This is a genomic window from Clostridium sp. SHJSY1 (assembly GCF_031626875.1).
In the GTDB taxonomy this organism is placed as follows: Bacteria; Bacillota; Clostridia; order Clostridiales; family Clostridiaceae; genus Clostridium.
In genome coordinates, this window is the sequence record NZ_JANDMF010000002.1 from 14,056 (window position 1) to 25,985 (window position 11,930).

The following is an 11,930-nucleotide window of genomic DNA, read 5'->3' on the forward strand; positions in this document are numbered from 1 at the left end:
ATCAATTTAGGCTCTAACTTATTTCGTACGTGAACGAAATAAGTTTCTAAAAAATACTTTTTATAGTATTTCTTTAATATTCTTTAATGATTTATTAATACTATCCTCAAAGTTTTCTCTTTCAGTTCTATTAAAATCACTTAAAAGAAAATCTAAAAATTCATTCTCCATTTTCTCAAGTTTTTGTCTTATGTTCAGACCTTTTGGAGTTAAACTTATATGTATACTTCTTTTATCTTCAAAACAAGTGCATTTTTTTATTAAACCTAAACTTTCATATTTATGTATAATATCAGATAATGACGACTTAGATATTTCCCATATATTTGATATTTCATTAAAAAGCAATGCACTTCCATCCTCAGGAAGTATGTAAAACAGCGGGATATGATTCTGCAGTATTGGCAGCCCTTCATTATTGAGTTTTTTTACAATAAACTTACTATAACTAGAGCTTAGTTCATTTATTTTACCAATTAAACATTCTCGTATCATTTTACCACCCCATTCGTTATCGTAAATTTACTAAAATAAATATTTGTTATATTATTATATAGATACCCAATTCATAAACTTGACTTATTGAGTATCTATAAAAAATATATAAAATTATTAGTTTAGAACTTATTAGTTCATTGCTGCTCCACCATCAACATTTATAGCTTGTCCAGTAATATGATCAGCATATTGTGAACATAAGAACATTACTTTATATACAATGTCTTCTAGCTTTTGGTCACCCGTGAAAGTGGTATGAAAGTTTTTAGACTTTCTTTCCAAGATGCTTCTCTATATTGTCCAGCATTTTCATAGCTATCAAGAATCTTTTCCCACATAGCTGAGCTAATAATTCCTGGGTATATAGAATTGATTAAATCGTAAAAAGGACATATGAAATTTTCAACATATATTATAATAAATATAAAAATTTCATTATTAAATAGCTCTTCCTACATTGAATCCTTCAGTTGTTGCATCCATAACTAAACCTACTTTATTTGCATCACCAATGACTTTAACCTCAAAACCTGCATTACTAAACTTGTCTTTTAATGCATTTACTGGTCTAGATCCAGTAGCAATAACAACAGTGTCCGCTGGGAATTCCATTTGTGTTTTTCCTTCAGCCTTAACAGAATTTTCAGTAATCTCTGTTACCTTAACACTTGTACATAAGCTTACTTTACGATTCTCTAAACCTTTTAGTAATTGCCATCTTGGACCTATTGCTTCTTCTGGAGCAATTTTATCACCCATTTCAAGAACAGTAATATTTCTAAGTTGTTGTCCTAAGTAATTTGCTGTTTCAGCTCCAACTTGACCTCCACCAATTACTACACAATTAGCTCCAGGGAATACTTTACCAGCAAGAACATCATTAGCAAGTACAACATTATTATTTTCAATTCCTTTGATAGGTGGTTTAAAAGGTGCTGCACCAGTAGCTAAAATAATTGCATCTACTTTTTCCTTTTTCATTAATTCTACTGTAGCTTCAGTATTATATTTAATTGGAATATTTAACTTCTTACATTGATTAGTCTGCCATACAATAAAATCAGTAATTTCACCTTTGCATGGTGGTATCGCAGCTAAATAGAATTGTCCACCTGCATGGCTGTCTTTTTCATATACAGTTACATAATGACCAGCTTTTTTAGCACTCATAGCCGCTTCTAAACCTGCAGGTCCTGCTCCAATAACCGCTACTTTTTTCACAACCTTAGCTGGTTCTATTTCACTACTTAGTTCGTTACCTAATGTAGGATTTAAAACACATTTAACATCTTGGTCTTTAAACAAGCTTCCTAAACATCCGTGATTACATCCAATACAACGACGTATTTCTTCAAATTTACCTTCTTTAGCTTTGTTTGGCATGTCTTGGTCAGCTAAAGACGCACGGCCCATAGCTGTAAAATCAGCTTTACCTGATTTTATAATGCTATTTGCTAAAATTGGGTTATTTATTCTAGATACCGCAATAACAGGAATATTACAAATTTCTTTTATTTCTTTTGCCATATCAGCAAACCAGCCATGACTAACATAAGATGGTGCTACATTTAAATCTATCGACAAATAGTTACCTACAGACACATTTATTAAATCCACACCAGCTTCCTCAAAATAAGGAACAAGTGCTTTATTATCTTCTATTGTAAGTCCGCCTTCAACCATTTCATCTGCTGAAATACGCATACCAACAATAAAATCCTCACCACATTTTGTTCTGATATCACGAATTATCTCAAGTGCAAAACGCGCACGATTTAAGAAACTGCCACCATATTCATCTACACGTTTATTTGAGAATGGAGAAAGAAATTGTGTAATAAGATAGCCATGGCCTCCATGGATTTCTACACCATCAAAACCACATTTCTTAGCACGTAGTGCAGTATCTCCATATTTGCTAACCATTTCTTTTACTTGTTCTGTTGTTAACTCCTTAGGAACTTCAGTGCCAAAAGGAGATGGAATAGGACTAGATGAAACGGGTTCACCCTTTATCGCTTCACTCTCAGTTTGTCTACCAGCATGATATATTTGTGCTAAAATTGTAGCTCCATACTTATGTACTCTTTTTGGTAATTCACTATGACTTTCAATCTGGTCATCATTCCAAAGCCCAGCTACATGTTGAAATCCACGTCCTAAAGGATCAATAGCATAGTCTTCAGTTATAATCAGTCCAAAACCTCCCTTTGCCTTTGCCTCATGATAAGCAATAAAACGGTCAGTTGCCTTACCTTCGGATGTGCAATAATTTGTTACCATAGCAGGAACAACAATACGGTTCTTGATGACCTTACCTCTAATTGTAAAAGGGCTAAACAGGTGTTCTAACATATTTTTTACCTCCATAAATAATTTATAATATTGTATAGTAATTAATTAGTGTTAAAAATATCACAATCAAATTATAGCATTGATTGACCAACGAGTCAATGACTATTAAGTCATTGTTGACTCGCTAGTTATTGATTTCTTTACGATAATGCTACTACTCCTATTATATATCAAATTGTGCAAGCCACTTTTACTTTAATCATAAATGCTGTAGAATAGTAATATATAATACTAGGAGGATAAAAGATGTCAATATCAGAAGCAAAAAGAAAAGAAATTGAGAGTAAGAGAAGAGAACAAATACTGTCTGTTTCTCTATCATTATTTTATAAAAATGGTTATACAAATACAAAAATATCAGATATTGCTGAAGCTGCTGGTATCAGCAAAGGGTTAGTATATCGTTATTTTGAAAGCAAGGCAGAAATTCTTTTTTCCTATCTTGATTTCCTAAACGAATGCTTGGAAGAAATCAAGACAATCCCAAGTGCTAAAACTGCAATTAAAGAATTTGGATTGCGCTTTCTTTCTCCCCCGACTGAAACTTGTTATAACCATCCACTACAGGTATATGCTATTGTGTTCGTAAAAGGCGAACTTAATGATACTAGCTATAAAAATCCTATTTCCAACAACTTTGGAAAAGTTTTCTTTGGTCCAATATTTGAAAAGGGCATACAGTCTGGAGATTTTAAAGAAGGCAATCCAGATGAGTTTGGAAATATTTACTGGCATTATTTATTAGGGCATATCATGGATCTCATTCAAAATCCCGACTGTCTAAGCACAATGCCAAATTTAGACACTGTCATAGCTTTATTTGAACCCTAATTGTAAATTGTGGAATATTGTAAGTAAAAATATATCAATAAATTTGATTAGTTTGATATGAAATTTAAAAATACTAACTGAAATGCACTATACAGTTGTTTAAGAGAGCTAAAGTCATAATCATGCTAACTTTAGCTCTCTCAGTATCAATATATATTATAAATATTTAAAACTATGGAAGTTTACCAATTGAATATTATTAGCTTTTATCCAGTTTTTAATTTCTATAGAAGTTAATGCTTTTACTTCAAGAGGACGAATCATAGTAAATGATGAGATCTCTAATAAATCTTCATCCACATATCCTGGATGAGTTACAATTAAAGCTAAATCACTATCTAAAACTTCTCCTTCATCATCCAAAAAATAATTTAATGGATTATATAAATTGTCACTGGACATCTTAGGAAATTTACCCATTTTACAATTGATTTTAGGAATTATATCAACACCAAATGGCACATATAACAGATTATTTTTATCTGCAACATATTTTAAGGCTTTTTCAAAGTTTTTAGATTGTATTGCATGTCCTTCAAAATACTCAGGATCTTTTCCAGTTATTTCTCTAAATTTATCTAACTGAGCTTGAACTTCAGTAACTACATCTTCAAATTCTATAATTTCTCTTTCTTCTTTATAAGCAATCCTAAATTCTTTTGATGAATGAAAATTTCCATATTGATCTACCATAGATGGAATCTTATTAGGATCACTACAAGGTTTACCTACACAAATATTTGTATGTTGTCCAATACTTATTTGGTCATACTTTTTAACTAAATTAAATCCATTTTCAGCATCAGGCATATTAGGCATTAATCCTGTACTTGTCACAATACCATCTATAATAGCTTTGTGAATTCCATGATTGACAGCATCAGTAAATCCTAAATCATCTGCACGAACAATTAATTTCATTATATTGACCTCCAACTTTCTATTTAATTTTTTATTAGTTTTAATGATAATCCCTTTCTTAATTGTAAGTATGCCTCTTCAATTTGATTAGAATCAGTAGCATCACCCCATAATAATCATTATGGGGTGATGTTCATATTAATTATTTATAAATCATTACTGTTAATAAATTTTCTTTGTAAAAAATAGATTTTTTATCTGTTTCAATAATATCTAAGTATTTATCAGCATTAGTAATTACTATTGGAGTAGTTAATGAATAACCTGCATCTTTTATAGCATTTATATCGAATTCCAATAATAATTGACCTGCTTTTACAGTATCTCCTTGAGTTACTTTAGGATAGAAATACTTTCCTTCTAATTGAACTGTATCCATGCCGACATGAATTAATATTTCAGCTCCATTGGAACTTGTGATCCCTATAGCATGACCTGTTGGAAATAATGTTGTTATAACACCATCTACTGGAGCTACTACGCTCCCTTCTGTTGGCTCAATTGCAACACCTTTCCCTAATGCTCCTTTCGCAAATGCCTCATCTTTAACTTCTGATAATGCTTTAACTTCACCTATTAATGGACTTATTAATACTTCTTGTTTTACTAATTCATCGTTGTCATTTTTTCTTTCAACAGTTTCAACTTCATCATCTTTAAATCCCATTAAGAACATTAATAAGAAACCTACAACAAAGCTTACTACCATAGCAATTATTGATCCATAAAATCCTTTATCCATTCCATTTGATCCTATATAACTAGGTACTGAAAAAATACCTAAACCAGTTATAGCATAAATTTTAACTCCCATAAATCCAGTTATACCACCACCTACAGCAGAAGCTACACAACTTAAAATAAATGGTTTTTTACGTGGCAAAGTCACACCGTAAATTGCTGGTTCTGTAACTCCGAATACTCCTGAAATAAATGCTGGGAAAGCTATTCCTTTTAATTTTAGATTCTTCGTTTTTAATAAAATAGCTAAAACAACACCTGATTGAGCGAAAGTAGTACCCACTGCACATGCTAAAATTGTATCATAACCTATAGTCATCATATTATTTATTGCTATAGGTATTAACCCCCAATGTAATCCAAAGATTACAGTTATTTGCCACAAACCTCCAATAATCACTCCCGCTAAAATTGGACTTAAATTTATCATAGATATTGTAGCTGTTCCAAGTAGTTTTGCTGCCCAAGTAGCAATTGGTCCAATTACTATAAATGATAATGGCACAGTAATTAATAATGTAAAAAGTGGAACTAAAAATGTTTTAACTACATCAGGAATTATATTTTTAAATATCTTTTCTATTTTAGATCCTACAAATGTTGATATAATAATTGGAATAACACTTGATGAATAACTCATTAAAATAACAGGAATACCCAAAAATGTTACATATACAGGAGATTCAATTAATGTTCCTGCAAATAATGTATACAATGGTTGATTTGGAGCTGCTGTTAATCCTGAGAGTGTTGGATAAACAAGACTTGCACCAATTGCCATACCAACAAATTCATTAAGTTTAAACTTTTTAGCTGAAGTATAACCTAAGAAAATTGGGAAGAAATAAAATAAACAATCACCAATTACATTTAATATTTGATAAGTCCCATCAGTAGCTGTTAGAATATGAACTGCTATTAATAATGCATTAAGACCTTTTATCATACCTGTAGCACATAAAACACCTAAAGTTGGGGTAAACACACCTGAAACAATATCGATAAATTTATCTATTGGATTTGACTTTTCTTGTGTTTCCTCTGAAGATGAAGTTGCAAAACCTCCTATTTCATTAACATCAGCAAAAACATCTGGTACATGATTTCCAATAACTACTTGATACTGTCCCCCACTTTTTATAACAGTTACAATACCATCCATTTTCTTAAGAACTTCCGTATTTGCTTTACCTTCATCTTTTAACTTAAATCGTAAACGTGTAACACAGTGAGTTAAACTATTTACATTTTCTTTACCGCCAACATTTTTTATAATGTCTTTTGCTAATTTTTCATACTTCATTTTTACATCTCCTTCTTACTTTTAGATTTCATATAAAAAAGGCGAAACCTAACACTTGTAGTACATATAAATCTAATCTAATAAGATTCGTACTATAAACGTTGGTCTCGCCTGCTTTACCAGTAACAATCCAAAACTTATTAAGTTTTTCGAGTAATATACAGATTACGTTTACATCTGTAGTAAAAATTATCATCCTTACAAACAATATAATATCATCTTTAAATATTATAATACATGTAATTTTCGAGTATAAATAAGTTACTTTTTTAGATTTGTTAATACCTGCATTGCCGCATAACTTTCATATTGTTATACTATTTATAAAGAAGAAGGAGGTTTTATTCTGAAAAATCAATATATTTTTTATGGTGATTTTCAAAATTATATAAGGAACTATTATATAAAAAATAACAAGAAAATTAACATAGTTAAGGCTCTACAATCTCTTAAAGATGTCTTGTTAGACCAAAATAATTCTTGTATTCAAAATGCTTTAAATTCACATAAGTCATGGAGTTGTTTATCTGATGAAAGCTTTGTTTCTGAAATATATAAAATACCACTATCTACTAAATATCTTGTACGCGACATGATACCAAAAGAAATGCCTGAGGTGATTTTTTTTGAAAATTCCTATGATATTCTTGTATTCAGACAGTTTCATAATTTATATGATCCAATGCATTCACATAACTTTTTTGAAATATTTTATGTATATAAAGGTAACTGTCAACTAAAATTTGAGAATGAATTACATACTTTATCTGAAGGTGATTTGTGCATAATAGCTCCTGATTCCCAACATTCTGCTATTAATGATGATGAATTTTCGACAATAATTACAATTTGCATAAGAAAAAGCACTTTTGACAGTTCGTTTTTTCAACTGCTTACTCAAAAAAATTTACTGTCTAGTTTTTTTCAAAATATACTTTACATTAAAGCTGAATCAAACTATATTCTATTTTCTACTGATAATTCAAAAGATTTAAAACTTATTATGAGAAATCTAATGTTTGAGTATAATAAAGGGGGTGCTTATTCAAATTATTGTTGTATTAGTTGGATAAATATCCTTTTCTCATTAATTTTAAGGAATTATAGTGATTCAGTACAATTTTACAACTATAAGTTTTCAAATGATTTTTACTCAATACTTAATTATATTCAAAATAACTATCAAAATTTAACCTTAAAAGAATTGGCTGATTTTTTTAATTATAGTGAAGCTCATTTAAGTTTATTAATAAAAAAGAATACTGGTCTAGGATTTATGAAGCTAATAACAAAATTAAAAATGTCAGCCGCTTGCAAGTATTTAAAAAACACTAATCTGTCAATTGAAAAAATTTCAGAACTTATAGGTTATAATTCCTGTGATTATTTTTCAAAAGCATTTAAAAAGTACTATTCCTATTCACCTCAACAGTATAGAAATAAATTTAGTTTAAATAATAAATGATTAGTAACAAGATAACCAATGAAAAGAAAAGTTAATTCAACTAATTAATTTTATAGTTCAAAGATTTAATTGAAACACTTTTACCCCAAATAACAAACCTATATTTAATAGCTACTAAAATAAAAGCTGATTCCTACATTTGACAGAAATCAGCTTTTTAGCTTTAAAATTAAAGTGTATTTGATACAAGAAGATTAATTAGACAAAATGCTAAACGCTTTAAGTATAAATAACGTTATATACAAAAAATACTCCTATAATACTCTTCCCAAAATTTAGCCTTTTCTTTGTTAAAGGCTATAGTAGTAATTGAATTACCCAAATTTATGAAAGACATATTTCCATTATACTCATCCCATTTATTAAGGTTATCACCATTTGGAGTTCCTGTTTTGGCAAAGTTAATTAAGTATGATGACATTTTATTACCTAAGTCATAATCTACTTGACTCCAATACGATTTTCTTTCAGTTGAGAAGTTATTCAAGAAATATGGTACCTCTGCAGTATGGAATGCCCCCCATTTTTCTGACATTTCTCCTGGCATTACATGAGTAAATTTATAAACATATGTTGGTTTTGTTGAATTTATTACTCTTGCTTTAGCTAAACAAAGTTGCAAAGCCATCATTCCATCTTCATTAATTTCATTATATGTATTAATAGCTTCATCACTATCTATAGAATATGTAGCTAAACACTCATCAGAATAAGAGCCAAATGTAGTTTCAATAGCTACAATTAAATCAGCTTTTTTTATAGTAGTTGGTTTTGTAAATGGTTCTCTAGGAAAAATAGAGAATATTACTGTATCTTCTGAAACATTACCTGTCATTAAATTGACATCATTAACGTTTCCTTCTTTAATCATATTCAATTGTTTTTTTGGAATAATATTTCCATCTATGCAAGGAGTACCATTATAATTAAGAGCAAGTAATTCATCAGTTGACATCTCACGCATATCTTTTAATGTTTTCCCCTTAAATAACTCTGAAGAAGCAGCTTCTTTCTCTTTCATTATATCAAATTCCCAATTTATGCAATTAAACCCCATAGCTACAGCATTTTTGAAAAGTCCCTTTGCTTTGGGTGATATTGTAAGAATATTTACTGAAGCTGCACCTGCTGATTGCCCTACTATAGTTACATTATCAGGATCTCCACCAAATTTTGTAATATTATTCTTAATCCATTTTAAAGCTTTAATTTGGTCTAATACACCATAATTCCCTGATATTCCATCTTTTGATTCATCAGATAATCCATGATGTGCTAAATAGCCAAATATCCCCAATCTATAGTTAATACTTACATATACAACATCCTTATTCGCCATAGCTTCTCCATCATATACATCACAGGAAGAACCTCCACTTACAAATCCGCCTCCATGTATATATACAATAACAGGTCGTTTACTTGCTGTTGATTCAGTCTTTGTCCATACATTAAGAGTCAAACAATCTTCTGAATAACCTTTTGATGTATCAATAATAAATTCTTTAGACCACATCATAAATGGAATTTGCTTTTGTTGAATCCCACTTGGTCCAAAATCAATACATTCCTTAACACCTTTCCATGAACCTACTGGTTGTGGTTCCTTCCATCTTAGCTCTCCAACTGGAGGAGCGGCATAAGGAATACCTTTGTATATTGCTATTTTTGAGTCAGATAATAAAGTTCCTGTTATTTTACCACCCTCCACTTCAATCTCATTTGTTGCATTTAACTTTATACTCAAATTTTTCTTTGTAAACATATTTACCTTCCTTTCGTTTTAATAGAAGTATAATATAGCGACTACATTACCAATCATCTACACATTTATTACCATTCTACATTATCTAAATTAGCATTTTATGATTATTAAATCCATGTTATATTCGAAGATAAATACGATAATTTCTAATCTTGTTACATGTTTATCTTCATAGCTCACTAGTTAATTATATATTTTTTTAGTTTAACTTAGAGTTATATTAAAAAATTATTATATTGAAATAACTATATTTCCTACCTTTTTGAAACTATCCTACGAAAAAGTGGCTTCTTTTATTTTCAAATTAATAGACTTATACTAATATTCGTAGCAAGACAACAAATAAAATTAATTAACTTTTTTAAATATAAGGAGGAAATATAAATGCAAAGATTTACCATACCAAGAGACATCTATTTTGGAACTAATGCTCTAGATCATTTAAAAGATATAAAAGGAACTAAAGCTATACTAGTTATTGGTTCTGAAAGATTAATAAAAGATGGAACAGTACCTAAAATTCAAAATTTATTAAAAGAAACCAAAATTCAAACAACAGTATTTTCTGGTGTTGAAAATGACCCATCTGTTGCAACAGTTAGAAAAGGTGTTGAAATGATGAATTCCTTCAACCCTGATTTAGTAATTGGTATTGGTGGAGGATCTCCAATAGATGCCGCTAAAGCAATGTGGATATTTTATGAGTATCCAAGCTTTACTTTTCAAGAAGCTGCTAAGCCATTTAACTTACCAGAATTAAGACAAAAAGCTAAATTCATAGCTATCCCAACTACAAGTGGTACTGGTTCTGAAGTCACTTCATTCTCAGTAATAACTGACAATGAAACTGGAATTAAGTATCCAATAGCTGACTACAATATAACTCCAGATATTGCTATAGTTGATACTGCTTTAGTTCAGAGTATGACTCCAAAATTAGTTGCTAATACTGGAATGGATGCTTTAACTCATGCTCTTGAAGCTTTTGTTTCAACTGCTAGGAATCCAATAACTGATGCGCTAGCTATGAAATCTATAGAAATGACTGTTGAAAATTTAGTTAAGTCATTTAATGGAGAAAAGGAAGCTAGAGAAAACATGCATATATCTCAATGCTTAGCTGGAATGTCATTCTCAAATGCAATACTCGGAATAGTTCATTCAATGGCACATAAATCTGGTAAAATATTCAATATACCTCATGGATGTGCAAATGCAATATACTTATCTTATGTTATAGAATTTAATGCTAAAACAGCTGGAGATGCTTATGCTGACATAGCTAAGAGATTGGGGTTAAGCGGAAATACAACAGATGAGTTAGTTAAATCATTAATAAACCTTGTTAAAAATTTTAGAATCGCTATGAACATGCCTACTACTTTAAAAGAATTTGGATTATCAGAAGAAGACTTTAAGTCTAATTTAGATAAAATTTCTGAAGGTGCAGTTGCTGATCCTTGTACAGGTACAAACCCACGAGAAATATCTGTAGTAGAGATGAAAAAATTATTTGAAGCTACTTATTATGGGACTGAAGTAATCTTCTAGATTTATATAGAGAGTTATAGCTGGTTATAGAACCAGCTATAACTCTCTATATAAATAGCAAAATTAGGATTCATAATTTAATTGTTTAAAATTATTTACGAAGTCTTTTCCCCATTTATCCATTGCATCCAAGATTGGAATTAAATCTTCAGCCATTTTAGTAAGTGAATACTCCACCATAGGCGGTACTTCATGATAAACAGTTCTCTTAACAAGTCCATTTCGCTCTAAATCTTTTAATTGTTGACTTAACATTTTTTGAGTTATTCCTGGAATTAATCTTTTAAATTCATTATATCTTATAACTTTATGAATATTTAAATTCCAAATAATAAGTGCTTTCCATTTACCGCTTAAAACTTCTAAAGTAACTTCAATTTCACATCTATAAGAACTACAACTAACTTTATTTAATCTATTTTTGGGCATAACATCACCTCCTAGTATAAGATGATTTACTTGTATAACAATTCATAATTTATATTATATACAAATTAATC

10 protein-coding genes are annotated in these 11,930 nt (G+C 29.9%); 3 read left to right on the forward strand and 7 right to left on the reverse strand.

Features of this window, described 5'->3' with window-relative positions:
- Nucleotides 1–60 precede the first annotated feature (60 nt).
- The 3 genes from NNC19_RS01240 to NNC19_RS01250 all read right to left on the reverse strand — a co-directional run bounded on the left by NNC19_RS01240 (nt 61) and on the right by NNC19_RS01250 (nt 2,853).
- On the reverse strand, nt 61–495 hold the full coding sequence (locus NNC19_RS01240) for a MarR family winged helix-turn-helix transcriptional regulator (protein WP_310936774.1): 435 nt from the start codon (nt 493–495) through the stop codon (nt 61–63).
- Between the two features lie 132 nt (nt 496–627).
- Complete coding sequence (locus tag NNC19_RS01245) at nt 628–780, reverse strand: hypothetical protein (protein WP_310936775.1); 153 nt, start codon at nt 778–780, stop codon at nt 628–630.
- A 156-nt stretch (nt 781–936) separates the two neighbouring features.
- Nucleotides 937–2,853, reverse strand: a complete 1,917-nt coding sequence (locus NNC19_RS01250; protein ID WP_310936776.1) for an FAD-dependent oxidoreductase — start codon at nt 2,851–2,853, stop codon at nt 937–939.
- A 246-nt stretch (nt 2,854–3,099) separates the two neighbouring features.
- Between NNC19_RS01250 and NNC19_RS01255 the strand changes: the two genes are divergently transcribed.
- Entirely contained in the window at nt 3,100–3,684 is a 585-nt protein-coding gene (locus NNC19_RS01255; RefSeq protein ID WP_310936777.1) for a TetR/AcrR family transcriptional regulator, read from the forward strand.
- A gap of 156 nt (nt 3,685–3,840) precedes the next feature.
- On the opposite strand, the gene NNC19_RS01260 is transcribed toward NNC19_RS01255, so the two are convergent.
- Both NNC19_RS01260 and NNC19_RS01265 read right to left on the reverse strand, forming a co-directional pair.
- Nucleotides 3,841–4,605 carry a ChbG/HpnK family deacetylase gene (locus NNC19_RS01260; RefSeq protein ID WP_310936778.1) on the reverse strand — a complete coding sequence of 255 codons (765 nt, stop codon included), beginning with the start codon at nt 4,603–4,605 and terminating at the stop codon, nt 3,841–3,843.
- Between the two features lie 142 nt (nt 4,606–4,747).
- Complete coding sequence (locus NNC19_RS01265) at nt 4,748–6,649, reverse strand: beta-glucoside-specific PTS transporter subunit IIABC (protein WP_310936779.1); 1,902 nt, start codon at nt 6,647–6,649, stop codon at nt 4,748–4,750.
- A gap of 460 nt (nt 6,650–7,109) precedes the next feature.
- On the opposite strand from NNC19_RS01265, the gene NNC19_RS01270 reads away from it, so the two are divergent.
- Nucleotides 7,110–8,114, forward strand: a complete 1,005-nt coding sequence (locus NNC19_RS01270) for an AraC family transcriptional regulator (protein WP_310936780.1) — start codon at nt 7,110–7,112, stop codon at nt 8,112–8,114.
- 235 nt (nt 8,115–8,349) lie between these two features.
- On the opposite strand, the gene NNC19_RS01275 is transcribed toward NNC19_RS01270, so the two are convergent.
- On the reverse strand, nt 8,350–9,879 hold the full coding sequence (locus NNC19_RS01275) for a carboxylesterase family protein (RefSeq protein WP_310936781.1): 1,530 nt from the start codon (nt 9,877–9,879) through the stop codon (nt 8,350–8,352).
- A 384-nt stretch (nt 9,880–10,263) separates the two neighbouring features.
- On the opposite strand from NNC19_RS01275, the gene NNC19_RS01280 reads away from it, so the two are divergent.
- Entirely contained in the window at nt 10,264–11,430 is a 1,167-nt protein-coding gene (locus NNC19_RS01280; protein ID WP_310936782.1) for an iron-containing alcohol dehydrogenase, read from the forward strand.
- A 63-nt stretch (nt 11,431–11,493) separates the two neighbouring features.
- On the opposite strand, the gene NNC19_RS01285 is transcribed toward NNC19_RS01280, so the two are convergent.
- Nucleotides 11,494–11,859 (reverse strand): helix-turn-helix domain-containing protein, encoded by a 366-nt coding sequence (locus tag NNC19_RS01285; RefSeq protein ID WP_310936783.1) that lies wholly within the window; start codon nt 11,857–11,859, stop codon nt 11,494–11,496.
- Nucleotides 11,860–11,930 lie beyond the last annotated feature (71 nt).